Raw genomic sequence first — 15423 nt, forward strand, 5'->3', positions numbered from 1 at the left:
CTCAAGCCCCATGCCAGGTCGGTCGCCCGGCGTCTACCCGTACCTGCCCAGCGCCGCACGGCTTGTGCCCGGCCGGGTACCAATGCGAAAGAACCATCCCCTCATGCCCCTCCTGCACAGGCCGGTCCAGGCTGCCTACTACGGACTCGGGGCGATCTTCCCGGTCCTTGTGCTCGCCCCGACGGCTGGCACGACCCCGGACCCGGCCTGCCGCGCCGCACCCGCGACGCGGGCGAGATGCTCGCCCTGCGCTGGTGCGGCCCGGCCGACGAGGAGGACATGGCCCCGCACCACCTGGCTGCCGCAGCTCTCGACTGTCCACCGGAAGTCACCGAGGAGCAGCTCGCCGCGTTCGTAGACCAACTCCCCGCCCACCTGCGGGTGATCGCCCTACGTCCCTCCGCCCTCATCGGCGACTGGTCCACCCGTCCCGGCGCGCCCCGACCACTCCTGGAGACTGCCCTGCTGACCCCGTCTCGAGAACTGTCCCTGACCGCGCTCAGCGCCGGGGCCCTGCTGCCCGTGGTGACCTACCACTACCGCCAGCACGAGGAACAGATGACCCGTTCCCATGACCATGATCGTTTGGGGGGCAGTCAGAAAATTCGCCTGGCACAGCGGCCGTCAGCTGCGCGCACGCCTGGAGGACCATCCGGCACTGCATATTGCTGCCGCACGGCCCGCCGCCTGAGCAGCCGGACCGGATAGATGCCGTCCAGGGCCGAGTCTGCGCCAGCACACCAGACCACCCCAGGCCACGGCACAGCAGGCTGAACCGTGACCGGCTGCCTCCGGCACAACCGGCGATGGCGGCCCGCCCTGCGGGACGCAGCCAGACAAGTCGACCGCCAGGCGGGAGCAGACAGCCTCCCGCGGAGAGATGCCTCGCCCCCGCCTGCACCCGGTGCCCAGACTGACTGCGCGCCCCGCCCTGACCCGAGGCGCGCAGGCGAGTGGACGGAGGAGACGGGCACCTGCTCCGTCCACCGCCTCATGCCCATCGCCCGAGAGAGCCCCGATGACCGTCACCTCACTGTCTTCCGCCGTCCGCGCCCGCTGGCACCGCACCATCGCCTCGCTGCCCGAGGACCGGCCCGCTGCGACCCCCTTCCACACCCGGCAGTGGGCCGCGGCCTGGCAGAGCCCGCAGGTCGAATCGGCCCTGGCGCACCGGCACTTGCTGCTCACCGACGGCCAGCACAGCCACCGGCTCTCCTACCAACTCTCCGACACCAGCCCGCTGTGGAAGGCCCTGGAGAGCGACACCCACCGCCGCAACCCCGTCTTCTCCGGTCCCGTGGTGTACGCGCCCAGCCTCTACAGCCAGTACGGCGGGCTGCCCGGCGCCTCCGCCCTGGTCCTGGCCGAGGCCGTCGACCGGGGCCGCCAACTCGCCGAGGAATGCGACGCCCAGGCCCTCCTGGTGCCCAACCTGGCGCCCATCGAGCTGGCGCAGTGGACCCGGATCAGGCCCCCCGACGCCCAGGCCCGCCTCTTCTACGCCCACCGAACCCCGGTCGGCGCCGGCCTCGCGGAGTTCACCGCCCGCATCCCCAGCAGCCAGGCACGTTCGGAATTCCAGCGACAGCACCGCGACGGCGCCGCTGCCGGGCTGCGCCTGCGCGCCGTGACCGGTGCCGCTCTGCCGCCGGTCCTGCCCGCCGTCCACGCCCTGCACCAGGACGAGGCCCGCAGGCAGGGCCGCCCCGCCTTCTACAACCTGCCGATGCTCACCGTCCTGCCCCGCATCCCCGGCGCCCTCGCCCTGCTGGCAGAGGAGACCGACGGCACCCTCGCCGGGGCCTTCCTGGGCTTCCGCCACGGGACCACCCTCTATCTGTGGGCCGAGACCGTCGCGCACAGCCGACACGGTGACCACACCCTGGGGTGGCTGCTGGCCGAGAGCATCCGCCACGCCGCCGCCACCGGCGCCCGCGTCCTGGACGCCGGACGCGGCCACTACCAGTTCAAGCGACGGATGGGCTTCACCCCCGTCCCGCTGACCACGGCCGTCTACCTCACCGCCCCCCACCCCCGGGTCATCAGCAGCCTGCGGGAACTGGACACCGCCCTGGACGCCTTCAGCCGCCCCTGACCCAGAGGAAGTGGACATGACCGCACGAGAGGCCACCCCTGAGGGCGCCCCCGCCCTGCTCCTGATCGGCACAGGGCAGAGGCACTACCAGCAGGACGCCCTCGAGTCCCTGGCCGCCCGCTATCGCATCCTCCTCCTGGATGACACCGCCCCGACCTGGCAGCAGCCCTTCCTGACTGACCACCAGGTAACCGACCTCGGCGACGCGGCCGCGCTGCACGCCGCCGCCACCAGCCTCGCGACCGCCCACGACATCGGGGGAGTGCTCACCTGGATCCCGGCCGCCACCGCCCCCGCCGCGGCCATCGCCCAGATGCTCGGTACTGCGGGACTGAACCCGGCGGCCGTACGCGCCAGCCGTCACCAGCAGGCGGCCCATGCCGTGCTCGACGCACACGGGGTGGCCGCGCCCCGCTGGGTCCCGGTCGGCGACGTCGGCCAGCTCCGCATCGCCGCCGAGCACCTGGGCTACCCCCTCGTCCTCAAGCCCGTCATCGCGGGCACCGCGGGTGCAGCCCGGGTGGACGGGAGCGAACAGCTCAATGCCGCCTATATGTTCACCGCGCAGGCCGCCGCCCGGCACGGCACCGCGAGCGCGGGCCTACTCGCCGAGGAGTACCAGGACGGGCCCGAGGTCGGCGTCGAAGTAGTCTCCATCCCCGGCCGCCACGTCGTGGCCGCGATCACCCACACCCAGCGCGGCGAGGCATTTGAGGCGACCGACCGTCTCGTCGCACCCGCCTTGCGCTCACCGGTCACGGACGCGGCCGAGCAGACCGCCGTCGAGGCCCTCGAGGTGCTCGACATCACCCACGGCGTCTCCCACGTCACGGTACGGCTGACCTCCACCGGGCCGCAGGTCACCGCCGTCACGCCGTGCCTGGCCGACGACCTGATCCCGCACCTGGTCCGCCTCGCCACCGGCATCGACCTGGTGGCAGCCGCCGCCGACCTGGCCATGGGCCTCCTGCCCGACCTGCGCCCCAGCCACCTGCGCGCAGCCGCGATCGGCTTCGTCCACCCGCATACGGCCGGAGAACTGCGGTCGTTGACCGTGGATCGCTCCCTGGCCGCCCGCACCTGGTGCGACCGGGCCGTGCTTGAGCAGCAGCCCGGCACCCGCCTCGCCCCACCCGCCGATGGCCACACCGCGCGCCTCGCCCACCTGGTGGTGACGGCCGACACGCCAGCTCTGTGCCGCAGGTACCTGGACCGGGCGCTCGGCGCCGTTCATGCCACCATCGACCCGGCTCGCCCCGGCGACCAGGCCGACGAGCAGGCGGCTGCCGCCTGATGACCGCCTACCAGCCGCTCGCTCCCGTCCCCGTCACCGCAGGAGCGCCGGCGGCGGGCGGCCCGGCGCCCCTCGGCCATCGCGGCGAGCATGGCGGGGCGGCCCACGCCCTCGATGCAACCTTCAGCGCTCGCAGCCCGCTGCTGGCCGCCTACCTTCCCGCCGGATACCCCGACCCTGCGACCAGCCTGGACCTGCTGCACCAACTCGCCGCCAGCGCCGACATCCTGGAAGTGGGCTGGCCGTACACCGAACCGATGATGGACGGCCCCGTCATTCAGCAGGCCGGAGCCCAGGCACTGGCCGCCGGATTTACCGTCCGCTATCTCATGGAGACCGTGCGCTCCCTCGCGTCCGTCACGCACGTGCTGGTGATGGGCTACTACCAGCCTCTGTACCGCTACGGCCTGCGGCGTACGGCAGAAGAACTCGCGGCAGCCGGGGCGGCCGGGGTGATCCTGCCCGACCTGAACATCGACGAGGCCGCCCCCTGGCTCGCCGAAGCGAGACGGGTCGGACTGCACACGGTCTTCGTCGTCGCCCCCACGGCCAGCGACGAGCGACTGCGTCGCATCGCGGCGGCTGGGGGCGGCATGCTCTACGCCCCGGCCACTGCCGGGGTCACTGGTACGACCGGCACCTTGAGCGTGTCGCTGCTCCCCTTCGTGCGCCGGCTGCGGGCACTGACCAGCCTGCCGGTTGGCGCCGGGATCGGTGTCTCCCGGCCCGAACAAGCCGCTCACATCCGACAGTTCGCGGACGCGGCGATCGTGGGCTCGGCCTTCATCCGGGCCGTTCGGGACACCCCGGGACGCGCGGGGATTGCCGCTGCCGCCCAGTTGGCGGGCGAACTCCGCCAGGCTCTGCGCGCTCCGGCCGTGACGGCTGCCTGACTGGAACCGGTAGGCACGGCCACGTCTCTGCGGGCTGTCGGTTACCTGGTGGCAGTGGCCGCTCGTTCGCGCTGGGGGGAAGGATCCGCGCTGTGGTGGGCGGAGGCTTGTGTCGGGACGGCGGGACTGGTTGCGGGGGACGGCGTTGCGGCGGCCGGTGTCGGCCGGGCAGCTTCCATCGCTTTCACGCGGTCAGCCGATTCGCGGGCCAGCCCCCACAGGGCTGCGGTCTGGGCATGGTTCAGACGCACCGCCCCCTTGCCGAAGAGCTGACCCGCGTCGGGCAGGGCCTCGGCCCGCCCCGCCACCTCGGTGCTGTAGGCCTGGTGCTCGGCGAGCAGTGGCGCCATGCGCCGGTGCGCCTGGGCTTCAATCGTCTCAGGCCTGCCGCTGTACAGCCCGGCGGAGGCCGCCGTCGTGTGGAGCAGTTGCAGCGCGGCCTGCGGGACACCCTGACCTGAATCGAGGTCCGACTGCACCCTGGCCGCGAGGTGCGCTACTGCTTGCAACTGCCACAGCTGCGCACTGTGAGGGGTCATGATCCGCTGCTCCAACGGCCAAGTGCTCAAGGCGTAGTACCCCTTCGCGGCCTGCAGGTCGCTGTTTAGCACGGGACACACGAAGTACGGCCGTTGCGAGACCTGGTGGGAGTTGCGCTCGCCCTCGCGCAGCGACCGCAGAGCGCTCACGGCCAGGGCGTCATCATGGAACGCCCCGTAGACCTGCGAGAGCAAGGTAGGGCCGGCCGGAGTGCCGAGAACGAGCAGGGCGACATGGGCCTTCTCCCGCGCCGTGCGCGGGGCCGGCTGGCTGGACTCGACGGTCCGTTCAGTGAAGGGCACCGGTCGCTCAACAGCCCTGTGCAACGCGAGGGACGTCTCGATCCTCCACTGGCTGAAGGCCCGCTCGGCCTCGCCCCGCAACGCCTGGATTTCTTTCTGCTCAGCGCCGTCGGCCACCGCACGGCGCGTGGCCGCCAGGAGCCGGACAAGCTCCTCTTCGCGGGCCTGGAGATCCTCTGACATGGAGGCACGCTGCCATGGCAGGGCGCTGCTGCGCGGGCGCGGCCCGCTGCCCGGGCCCGCCAGCCCGGGACAGCCCGCTGGGCAGGAAGGACGGCAGATAGCCGACCACGAGACGGGAGGCCACAGCGGCGTCGTGTCCAGACCTCTCATGCTCGGCAAAGACTTCGGGCATCCCACGGGGAGGGCGGGTGGACGGCAACACGGATCTGCTGGTGGTCGGCTTCGACCTGCGCACCAACCGCGAGGTCCACGTCTCAGAGCAGCCAGCGCAGTACTGGCGCGCCCGCGGCTACCCACACGGCGACGGCACCCTCATCTGCTGCTACTGCTTCCACGGTATCGACGCGCCCCCGGGCACTCGGGTGCCGCTCGTCGTCCGGGGCCGCCTCGGAGGAGAGATACGCACACACTTCGCCCACCCACCCGGGCAGGCACCCCCTGCGGGTCACCATCCCGAGAGCGTTTGGCACCTGAACTCCAAGCACACCATGGCACAGTGGGCCCGCACGCAGCCCGGCGTCGCGGCCGTCCACATCGAGCAGTGGACACCGCAGCGCGAACGGCGCGCCGACGTCCTGGTCACCCTCACGCACGGCACCCGCCTGGCCCTCGAAGTGCAGAAGGATCTGCTCACCGATCTCCGGTTCCAGGCACGACACCACGACTACGCTGCTCAGAACATCCGCGATGTCTGGTTCTGGCGGCCCGGCCTGCAGGTGCCGCACGCAGTTCTCGCCGAAGGGCTGCCCGTCTGGTTCCTGGACCCCGCCGCCCACCAGGTCACCACCCTCGTCGCCCGCCCCCATGTCCGCCCTTACCAGTGGTGGCAGGTGCCTGACCTCGCCGTATTCGCTCCGCACCACCCGCCCTGCGCCCTGGACACCACCGAGAGAACCAGCTTTCCTCTGAACGACCTCGGCCTTGACGCGCACGGGGCTTTGCTGCCTCTCGCGCTGCGAGAGAAGCTACGCGAGGACCACCGCAAGGTTCGGGAGTTCGCCCGGCAGCGCGCCAACGAAGCAGGCCGTGCTGCTCTTGAGCGCTTCGCCCGCCAAGGCCGATCCCGCCGCCGTCTGGCACCACGTCTCCCGGGCCAGCCGGTACCCCAGCGCAGTCCGAGGCCCACAGCGGGCACAGTCCCCACTCCCAAGGCGCCCAAGCTGCCCACGCCGCGGTGTGAAGGCTGCGACGGCCCCCTCGACCCTGTCCTCATCCCCTACGGCCGGCACCTCCTGTGCTGAAACCTCCGACCCGGGACTCGCGCGTCTTGCCGGGGCCGGCGCCGGTGGGCAGGGCGAGGTGGCTGAGCAGGCTTCGCGTGCGGCACCTCGGTCGGGTGCGGCCCGTGGACGGCACCAGCGGTGCTGCGTCCCGGGTGGCACAGGCCGTGACGGACAAAGACATGGAAGCGTGGCTGGTGCCGGGAAGGGGGCCGCCGTTCGGCCGTGGCCGGCCGCCCGGCTCCGTACCTCCGCACGCCGCCGCGCCCCTGCGGCAGCACCGGGGCTGACGTTCGTCGGCTGAGGCATCACAGGGCTGGGGTAGGCGGTCGACACGCGCGACGCGCCGGGACGCGTGATGGAAATGCTGACCGGATTGACCGATCAGCGCCCACGGCCCTCCAGCTCCGGTACAGCATGTAGAGAGAACCTGCTCGCAACCCCGTTTGACCTGCGGGTTTCGCGGATCGATGCCGCTCCCAAGATCGGATATGCCGCTTCCGCAACCGTGTTATGCCGCTCCTGAGGTCGTGTTATGCCGCTCCTGGAGTCTGGATATCCGGCTCCCAGGAGCGGACAAGATGAACCATGAGTACATGTTGTGGTAGTTCAGGGATCCGGACGCGGGTTAGGGTGTCCATGTACTCATAGTTCATGTCGCACGACGACCGGAGAAACGGATGGCGCGCTCTGCGCAGCAACCGGGGGAGAGCAGTGCCCACGGCTCGGAACCGCGCACGCGCTTCGGCTACATCGGCGGCTACAGCACGGTCGACAATGAACGCCTGGAAGCACTGGCAGCCGTCCCCAAGGAGGACGGAGGACTGACCGACCGCGAGTTCCGCATCTTCATGTGGTTCGTCGGGGCCACACCCCGCCCGGGGGAGGCGGTCATGAAGACCACTGCGTACATCGCCGATCGGACGGGCACGTCCCCCGACGCCCTGGGCCGCATCGTCCGCAAGCTGACCAGCCGACGCCTCCTCTTTCTCGCGGACGAGTTCGGACGTCAGCGGTTCTACAAGGTCAGCCCGTATTTCGCCAGCCAACTGACCTCCGCGCAGCAGCGTGAGGCAATCCGGGCCTACAACCCGCCGGACATTCCAGGGCTCCGGGAATGGCAGCGGCCCACGTCTGTAAGGGGGATTGATGACCAGCGGTGACCCGGTAGCCCTCGAAGTCCTGCGGCGCACCAAGGGCCTCAAGCCCAACCAGCGGCTCATCATGCAGCTCTACGCCGTCATGCCCAAGGAATTCAGCGGCGCCGTCAAGCAGACCGCCACCAACTTGGCCGGCGAGCTCGGCATGACGCCGACCCTCTTCAGCCGGGTGCGGGGCGAACTCGCCAAGGACGGCTGGCTCGAGGAAGTTGATCGCATCTCCAACAGCCCCATCTTCCGCCTGGGCCAGAAGGCCACGGGGGAGCGCATCGTCATCCCGCTCCGTTCGGCCTGACCCCGCTCACGCTCCCGCCAAGCCGTGGCCGGCAGCGACCGAAGCGACTGGGATGTGGGAGAACGCCCGCCGTCGAGGCCGCACCAGCGGGACACCAACGCCTCCAATGCGCCCGCCCGGCGGGAAAGGGCGCCCTCGGCAGCCCGCGCGGCGGGAGACCGCCGGGTTCACCGCGGTGAGGCCTGGCTGCGCCCGGATGGCAGTAGGCACGGTGGACGCCGAGGCCGCCGGCACATGATCGGCGCTGGGCCGTATCCCGGAGGAGACCGTCATTCCCGCCATACGCAAGACCCTCACCGCCACAGCTCTGGTCGGCGCTGTCCTGGCCGGCGCCGCAGCTTGCGGGACCGCCGAGGAGCTCTCAGCGGCACAGAAGATCGACCGGGCCTTCGGCAAGCTCGGTGAGCAGCGCTCGCTCTCCATCGAGCTCGACCTCGACACCGACGCCGCCACGCTCAAGGCCCTGGATGCCAAGGACGACCCCGGCAACCCGATGCCCACCGAGGCCGCCCAACTGCTCGCCGACGCCCGCGTCTCGCTGTCCGTCCAGTCGAAGAAGCCGCTGAAGGACTCCGGGGAGAAGGACCTCATCGGCATGGCCGTGAAGTTCTCCAGCGCCGATTCGGACCTGATTGAGTACCGCATCGCCGGCGACTACGCCTACCTGCGCGCCGATGTGAAGGCGATCGCCGCAAAGACCGGCACCCCCCTGCCGGCCGCCGAGGACCTGCCCGAGACCGCCACCGCCCTTAAGCCCCTCCTCAGCGGACAGTGGATCAAGATCTCCACGGCCCACCTCAAGGACAGCACGGGCGCCAGTGCCAGCGGCGCCCCCAGCCCCGACGCCAGCACCCAGCGCAAGCTCACCGAGGCGCTGCGTACCGTGCTGACCCGCGAGGTCGACCTGAAGGACGCCGGCGAGCGGGGCGGCGCCGACCACATCACCGCCACCGCCTCGCTGAAGACGGTGCTCACCGAGCTCGTCGACGAAATCCGCCCGTTCGCCAAGGGCCTCCCCCCGGGCGCCGTGCTGCCCTCGGCCAAGGACCTCAAGGACGTGCCCGACGAGAAGGCCACCGCCGACTTCGCCCTGAAGAACGGCGAGCTGACCGAGGTCACCGTCAACCTGGCCGAACTCGCCGAGAACGCCAAGGTCAAGAAGTTCGGCCTCGTCGTACGTCTGGGCAAGGGCGAGACGGCCCCGGCCCCGTTCCAGGCCACCGAGGTCACCATGGAGGAGCTGACGCAGCAGTTCCTCGGCGGCCCCGCGACCGGGGGCCTGGAGCAGACCCCCGCCGCATGACCCGAGCGCGGGCCGGCATCGCCCGGCCCGCGCCGCCCGGCGGCTCAGGCGCCGCCCTGTTCCTCCTGCAACCGCAGCACATCCAGGATGTGCACGAGCTGCCCGTCTTCCGTCCGCGCGATCAACATCACCTCGTGCGGTTCGGCATCCCCGAAGTCGGCAGAGGTGATCTCCTCCCGCAGCTGGCCCTCGAACTTCGCGCACGGCGGGCAGTTCTCCAGATGGATCAGGTACCGGGCCGGAGCGCGCACCTCGGCCCGGCCCGGCCGCTGCTCCGCCTCCAGCACATGGGCCTGCTCCCCGCTGAGATGCCACCCCATCCGCCCCGTGACTCGGTACAGCATCAGCGGACGGCCGATGTGCTGGGCCTCGAGCAGCGAGCCGATGGCATGGACCACGTCCCCACGGCCGAAGTGGCCGGTGTCGATGATCCGCTGGTGAAGGGCGCTGGTGCTCAGTTCGTCGTCTGACATGGCCGCGACCGTAGGGCGGCGGCCGCGGCCGGCACCGCCCGCTCCCGCCCCACGGGCATCCATCCCCGCCCGGTGTGCCCGACGGACAACTCCCACCGGCTGTCGCCCGCCCCACGGGCCGGCCAGCACCGCGCGACGGGACGCCAGACACGGACCAGCCCACCCCGCCCCCTTCCTGGAGACCCCGTGAACATCTTCCGCCTGCTCCGCCGCCGGGCGACGCCGCGGCAGTCGGCGGCTCCAGCGCCGTCTGCGCCTGCGCACTGGGAGAGGCCTGGCCACTTCCAGGTCGGAGACAGAGCCCACTGCCCCCCGACTACTTCCCAGAACAGGTCGCCTGGATCGATGGCGACCGCATCGGGGTGATCACCAACCCGGTGCTGAGGACGATGGCCAACGCCTCCCGGTCCGACCTCCGCCACCTGCACAACTGCCCGCCGTGCATGGCCGATGCCGCCGCCCAGGCCGCGGCCGAGGAAGACCGCGAACGCGCCTACTGGGCCCAGTGGTCCGAGGAAGAGTGCGAGATCCCAGGCCGCAGCGGAATTCGAAGCCACCACCGACTCCTGGACAGCCTCCGGCCGCGCCCAGGCTAAGGCGAGCTGAATGCCGGCCCCGCGCCGCCTCAGGGACACAGGGACACCCAGGGACACATTTCCCGGCAACATTCCGGACTTTGCGCCTCGAATAGAGGGCAACCACCGTAGCCCGCAGGCCTCTTGAGTTCCGAGATACACCGGCCGCAGCCGCCACGGGCTGACCTCACCCAGCGCCAGCGCGAGCCCTATGAACTGCACGACCAAGTCGGCAGACCGGTTCGCCGCGTCCGTGACTGTCACCGGCTCCCCGACCGGCCGCGAAGACGGCCCGCCAGTCCGGTAGCGCCGCCTCGGCCCGCTCGGCGTTCTCGTCCGTCTCAAGCCGACGCCGCCCCCGACCGCACCTCCGCCGGCCCGCCCGCCCGGGACCCCGGCCGAGCCGTTTCTCACCAGCAACACCTTCGAGCCCACCAGTACGCCCAGCCCGGCAGAGGCAGGCCGACCTAAGCAGGGCCGACCTCGCGCAAAGCCCCGAGCCACGCGGGCAACGGCATCGTGGAGCGAGTCCAGCGTGCAGCAGACGGAGGGGCACACAGGGACACAACCACCGGTAGCCACAGCGCGCTGCGTCCGTAGTGAGGCCTGCACCGCCCACAGGGACACCCAGGGACACAGCCACCGACAACGACAGCCGACGGGCATCGCACAGCACGACGGGCGCCGCCAGGCGATTCCGCCCGCCCGGCGGGAGACCGGATGGACGGCGGCCCGCCCGGCGGGAGCGAACCTGCTGCCTGTGCAGGCCCTGCGCGATCGTTGGGCCGCGCCTCGCAGACCCGGGGCCCGCACCGGCTACCAGGACCACCAGGAGGAGAACCCGTGACGCACGGCACCGTCTGGATCTTCACCCAGGGGTACAAGGATGGCGCCGCGCGTCTGCTCCGCGCGGCAGAGGCCCACGAGATCGTCCAGATGGGCCCCTCCGCCATGCTGGTCAACGGAATCGACACCGTCTGGAACCCACTCAGCCCTCCGGTACGGCCAGACGACCTCCCACCGCAGTTCCTGATCGCCCTGGCCCAGGCCGTGGAGACGGCCAACCGCGCATGCGGGGACGGATACGACCGAGTCGTCACCGCCGAGCACAGTGAGACCAGCGGATGGCGATGGCAGGTCTACCGCCTGAACGAGATACCGGACCCGCCCCAGCGCGAGCCGCTGCCGCCGGCTCTCACCGCAGCGACACGCTCGGTATGGGGAATCTCCGCACCGGCCGGGCCGGAAGCGAGCACCCCCGCCACCTAGGAACCCTAGGGAGAGGAAGCTCCCCCGGGAACTGCGCGAACGACAAGTCCGCGAGAGCGGCATGTGATGGACTACCGACTGAGTAGGGACTGCTCACGGTCGAGGGGGGCACATGGACCGATGCATCGTCCTGGTGGACGCCGGATATCTCCTGGGCGCAGCTGCGACTTTGCTGACGGGTGAGGCGACACGGTCCCGGCTGACTGTCGACCACGGACAGCTGATCCAACAGATACGCCAGCGCGCCGAGGCCGATACCGGGCAGCCGCTCCTGCGTATCTACTGGTTCGACGGCGCTCCTGAGCGGGTGCCCCAGCCCGAGCACCGGCGCCTTCGGGTGATGCCCCGGGTCACCGTGCGCCTGGGCCTGCTGACCCGGGCCGACGGAAGGCCCCAGCAGAAGGGCGTGGATGCGGCCATGCACGCCCAGCTGACCGAGCTCGCCCGCAACCACGCCTGCAGCGACATCGTGCTGATCACCGGCGACGGAGACCTGCTGCCCGGAGTGATGGCGGCCAAGGACCACGGCGTGGCCATCCACCTGTGGGCCGTACAGGCCGCCGACGGCGAGTACAACCAGTCCGAGGACCTGGTGGCGGAGGCAGACGAGCGGCACCTGCTGGACCGCGCCTGGCTGACGCAGGCCATCAAGGCCGTCGAACCGCCCACGGCGGAGCAGGGGGCAGAGGCTCCAGCCCAGCCCGCGCTCGAGCATGCCGAGCCGGGCGGTGAGCCCGAGCGTCCCCTCCTGACTCGTCCCCGGATCCCCACCCCGAGCGCCCTGGCCCAGCGCCCCGCACCGGCCGCAACCTTGCGCTGGTCATCGGACACCGGATGGGTCGACCCCGACGACGGGCTCCCGCTCCTGCGCGATCTCACCACCCCCGAACAGGAGTGGGTGGACCGCGAGCACGACATGACCCAGGTCACCGGTGAACCCAGAGAGGTGGGCCGAACCTTCGCCACCCGCTGGACCCAGCGCCTGCCGCACGACCAAGCCACAGAGATCATCGCCAGACTCGCCGAGGCCAACCCCCGCATCCCCCGTTCCCTCGACGGCGAGCTCCTGCGCTACGCCGCCCGCTTCGGCATGATCGGCAACGAGGAGATCAGCGAAGAACACCGGGTGCACCTACGCGCGGGATTCTGGGACGGCATCGCGCCGGCCGACCAGCTCGTTCCCGCCCGCTGAGACTACGGCCGCACAACCCTGCGCAGTTCGGTCGGACTCAAGCCCAGCCTGGTGAGCTTGTGAAGGCGTACGACTCCAGCGGCCTCAACCGACGAGTACGGGGCACTCATCGGGCCGGTACCGGGCAGCTGAGCTCGAGGACACGCTCGCACAGCCGACCCGTGACGTGCGTGCTGGTCACCGATACGTCTGTGAGCCACTCGGCAGCAACCAACTGCTCGGCCAACCCACCGAGTTCGGTGGAATCGACAGCACACAGCGCGGCCAGCGCCTCGACTGCAAGGCCCCGACCGAAGGGCCCCAGCCGCCCATCGGCGCTGCTGTGCGCGGCACAGGCAAGAGCGAGCAGCCTCACGGCGGCCGGCGTCTTCTTCTTGCGCAGCTTGCGCTCGCCCACAGCCTTCTGCGCCCACCCCGACAGCTTGGCCCGCATCGACTTCCCAAAATCGAACGGCCCGCGGTCGCCGTCATGAGGGAGGAGCGAGGGCACGATGATGTGAGTGGGGTTCTCGGAGGTGGAGACCAGCAGATCGGCCGCGGTCCCGGGCAGTCGCAGCCAGCCCGCGTTGACCATCCCCTGGAGGAGCTGTTCGACATCGCCCAGCGGCAACCCGTTCACATCCAGGGCGGTGACGTTGCCGCTGCCCCTGCTCGCGGTGCGCAATGTCAGCAGCAGCGTCAGCAGACGCCCCTCCGGCCCCGGAACCGGCGCGTGATCGCGGACATAGGCAAGCACGCCACGCGCATGCTCCCACTGGTTCGGCCCCGTCAGCACACGTGCGACGGCGCCCTCGGCGTCCCGGCCGGTGCGCTGCTCATGCTGAAGACGGACGTTGGCCGCCGCCTGCTCGGCACGCCGCGCCTCGGCACGCAAGCTCCCGTCACCCGTCACGTCCGCCCAGGCGGCGAAGGCGCGCGCTTTGCGGCCGTGCAGGCTGGCCAGGAGCTCCAGGTCCGGCTCGCTGGACTTCTGGTAGGCCCGAAAAGCGTCACCGAGCTCGATGAGCTCGTCGCGCAGCACTACCGGCTGAAGATCATGCGGCACCAGGCGTTGAGCGATCTTCCCCCACCGCTTGGCCCGACGCGACCTCGGCGCGGCCGCAGCCGATCGCGGCGCAGGCAGCCCCTCCCGGCTGCTCGCCGTGCTCCTCGGGGCGGATGGAGAAGCAGCGGAGAAGACCGGCGCTCCTGCATCACTCCCGGCAGCACGCCTGGGCGTTTCGCTCACGCCGGAGGCGGGTGATACGGCTACGGCGGAAGCGGTGGCCACCACGCGGGCTGCGGGGTGGGCCGCCGCGCAGCGGGAACAGCACTCCCATGCCCTCCACCAGCGCCCGGTCGGATCAGTGACCACGGCCAGCACCACGGCGCCTCCGCATCGCAAGGCCCCTCCGGCGGGTCCATGACCGGCCTTCTCGCCATGCGCCTGACACCCTTCCGCGCGGCACGCACACGACGCATCAGGCCGCGGTCCCCCGGCCGCCCGCAGGTGAGCCTTCAGATGGGCAACGGCGAAGGCCCGTCCCTGAGCGGTGGAGCCCAGGCGTTGAGGTGTGCAGGCAGCCCGGCTGCAGCTGACCTTCACCGTCGGCACGCTGCGCCCTGCAGCATCCAGGCGCACGGTCCACACCCGTCCTGTCACCCGCTCGCTCGCCACACGGGCCTGCGTCATCGACTGCCCCTTCCCGATTCACCGGAGCCCCGGAAGTATTGGTCAACATCATCCGGTATCTGCCGGGACCAGTGCAGGACACTGGCCAAGCGACGTCAGCCGTGACCACCTACTCGGCGGCCAGAGGGACAGCACCTCAAAGGTGCCGGAACTCTGGTCAGCATCATCCAGCCGCTATCACCAGGCCCAGATCACCGCGCGGATCCGAACGGACCGGTTGCGCGCCGTGTGTCGCCTGCCGTTGCCGCCGGCACGGCAACCGCAGGCGGAGGGGCGGCCGAAGGCCGCGCACTGACAGCAGGGCGAGCTTGGCGCACTTGCGCATGGCACCCCTCCACGTCATCCCCGGCGGCGGCCACCGGCTGCCCACCCAGCACCCCGAGGCCTTCCTCACCGCTCTGGAACGGGCCTGCGCCGACGCCCTCCTGGCCGGCGGCCGATGGCACCGCCGACTCGCCTGCCGCGGCCGCGCGGCGATGCCGCTCCCGACGAGTCGAGGCCGTACGGCAGACTCACGAGCCAGCTGAACACCACCACGAGCCAGGCCGCCTTACCGGCGGTCACGCGAAGAACGAACGGCAGGACGAGCACGTGAACCACCCCGCGGGCAGCGCCCGGCCCCCAGAGCGCCGTCAGATACCCGCGCTCCTGCGGCGCCTCGACCCGCCCCGGACCTGGGACGGGCGCGCCGACTACCGGCCGCCCGCCGCGATCCTCGCGACCTGTACCGCGTTCGTCCTCGTCTTCTTCGGCTTCTACCTGGGTCCTGTACTCCAAGTTCTTCCACCACCACCGGCACCTGGCGCTGGCCGCGGTGTTCACCGCAACTGCCCTGCTCTCCCGCGCCCTCTACGCGATCGCCCACCGGCTGCTCGCCCGCTTCGGCCTCTACCTGTGGCAGAGCATCGTCGCCGGCATCGTCCTGCTGACCATCATGAGCTCGGCCCCCGACTGGGC

General features: G+C 71.1%; 15 protein-coding genes. 11 read left to right on the forward strand and 4 right to left on the reverse strand.

Going from position 1 to position 15423, the window contains the following annotated elements; all coding sequences use genetic code 11:
* Positions 1 to 138: 138 nt before the first annotated feature.
* Positions 139 to 363 carry a hypothetical protein gene (locus tag ACFYOJ_RS34725; protein WP_388598542.1) on the reverse strand — a complete coding sequence of 75 codons (225 nt, stop codon included), beginning with the start codon at positions 361 to 363 and terminating at the stop codon, positions 139 to 141.
* A 655-nt stretch (positions 364 to 1018) separates the two neighbouring features.
* On the opposite strand from ACFYOJ_RS34725, the gene ACFYOJ_RS34730 reads away from it, so the two are divergent.
* Genes ACFYOJ_RS34730 through trpA form a run of 3 tightly spaced genes read left to right on the forward strand, consistent with a single transcriptional unit; the run spans position 1019 to position 4282 of the window.
* Positions 1019 to 2095, forward strand: coding sequence for a GNAT family N-acetyltransferase (locus tag ACFYOJ_RS34730; RefSeq protein ID WP_356557821.1), 1077 nt, complete (start codon positions 1019 to 1021; stop codon positions 2093 to 2095).
* A 16-nt stretch (positions 2096 to 2111) separates the two neighbouring features.
* A complete protein-coding gene (locus ACFYOJ_RS34735; protein WP_356557823.1) occupies positions 2112 to 3389 on the forward strand; it encodes an ATP-grasp domain-containing protein in 1278 nt (425 codons plus the stop codon).
* A complete protein-coding gene (trpA, locus tag ACFYOJ_RS34740; protein WP_356557824.1) occupies positions 3389 to 4282 on the forward strand; it encodes a tryptophan synthase subunit alpha in 894 nt (297 codons plus the stop codon). The genes ACFYOJ_RS34735 and trpA overlap by 1 nt, the downstream gene beginning before the upstream one ends.
* 41 nt (positions 4283 to 4323) lie before the next feature.
* On the opposite strand, the gene ACFYOJ_RS34745 is transcribed toward trpA, so the two are convergent.
* Entirely contained in the window at positions 4324 to 5307 is a 984-nt protein-coding gene (locus tag ACFYOJ_RS34745; RefSeq protein ID WP_356557825.1) for a hypothetical protein, read from the reverse strand.
* Between the two features lie 188 nt (positions 5308 to 5495).
* Here ACFYOJ_RS34745 and ACFYOJ_RS34750 point away from each other — a divergent pair, with 188 nt between their 5' ends.
* From ACFYOJ_RS34750 to ACFYOJ_RS34765, 4 genes are all read left to right on the forward strand, one after another.
* Positions 5496 to 6548, forward strand: a complete 1053-nt coding sequence (locus ACFYOJ_RS34750) for a competence protein CoiA family protein (RefSeq protein ID WP_356557826.1) — start codon at positions 5496 to 5498, stop codon at positions 6546 to 6548.
* A 659-nt stretch (positions 6549 to 7207) separates the two neighbouring features.
* Positions 7208 to 7690 (forward strand): MarR family transcriptional regulator, encoded by a 483-nt coding sequence (locus tag ACFYOJ_RS34755; RefSeq protein ID WP_356557827.1) that lies wholly within the window; start codon positions 7208 to 7210, stop codon positions 7688 to 7690.
* Complete coding sequence (locus tag ACFYOJ_RS34760) at positions 7677 to 7982, forward strand: replication initiation protein, RepL2 (protein WP_356557829.1); 306 nt, start codon at positions 7677 to 7679, stop codon at positions 7980 to 7982. The genes ACFYOJ_RS34755 and ACFYOJ_RS34760 overlap by 14 nt, the downstream gene beginning before the upstream one ends.
* A gap of 493 nt (positions 7983 to 8475) precedes the next feature.
* On the forward strand, positions 8476 to 9285 hold the full coding sequence (locus ACFYOJ_RS34765; RefSeq protein WP_356557830.1) for a hypothetical protein: 810 nt from the start codon (positions 8476 to 8478) through the stop codon (positions 9283 to 9285).
* 44 nt (positions 9286 to 9329) lie between these two features.
* Here ACFYOJ_RS34765 and ACFYOJ_RS34770 read toward each other — a convergent pair whose 3' ends face one another.
* Positions 9330 to 9758 carry a hypothetical protein gene (locus ACFYOJ_RS34770; protein WP_356557831.1) on the reverse strand — a complete coding sequence of 143 codons (429 nt, stop codon included), beginning with the start codon at positions 9756 to 9758 and terminating at the stop codon, positions 9330 to 9332.
* 362 nt (positions 9759 to 10120) lie between these two features.
* On the opposite strand from ACFYOJ_RS34770, the gene ACFYOJ_RS34775 reads away from it, so the two are divergent.
* From ACFYOJ_RS34775 to ACFYOJ_RS34785, 3 genes are all read left to right on the forward strand, one after another.
* Entirely contained in the window at positions 10121 to 10354 is a 234-nt protein-coding gene (locus ACFYOJ_RS34775) for a hypothetical protein (RefSeq protein WP_388598546.1), read from the forward strand.
* An 822-nt stretch (positions 10355 to 11176) separates the two neighbouring features.
* Positions 11177 to 11602 (forward strand): hypothetical protein, encoded by a 426-nt coding sequence (locus ACFYOJ_RS34780; RefSeq protein WP_356557832.1) that lies wholly within the window; start codon positions 11177 to 11179, stop codon positions 11600 to 11602.
* A 112-nt stretch (positions 11603 to 11714) separates the two neighbouring features.
* Positions 11715 to 12794, forward strand: a complete 1080-nt coding sequence (locus ACFYOJ_RS34785) for an NYN domain-containing protein (protein ID WP_356557834.1) — start codon at positions 11715 to 11717, stop codon at positions 12792 to 12794.
* Between the two features lie 106 nt (positions 12795 to 12900).
* On the opposite strand, the gene ACFYOJ_RS34790 is transcribed toward ACFYOJ_RS34785, so the two are convergent.
* Entirely contained in the window at positions 12901 to 13839 is a 939-nt protein-coding gene (locus tag ACFYOJ_RS34790; RefSeq protein ID WP_356557835.1) for a hypothetical protein, read from the reverse strand.
* 944 nt (positions 13840 to 14783) lie between these two features.
* On the opposite strand from ACFYOJ_RS34790, the gene ACFYOJ_RS34795 reads away from it, so the two are divergent.
* Positions 14784 to 14993 (forward strand): hypothetical protein, encoded by a 210-nt coding sequence (locus tag ACFYOJ_RS34795; protein ID WP_356557837.1) that lies wholly within the window; start codon positions 14784 to 14786, stop codon positions 14991 to 14993.
* Positions 14994 to 15423 lie beyond the last annotated feature (430 nt).

Source organism: Streptomyces sp. NPDC006384 (assembly GCF_042870695.1).
In the GTDB taxonomy this organism is placed as follows: domain Bacteria; phylum Actinomycetota; class Actinomycetes; order Streptomycetales; family Streptomycetaceae; genus Streptomyces.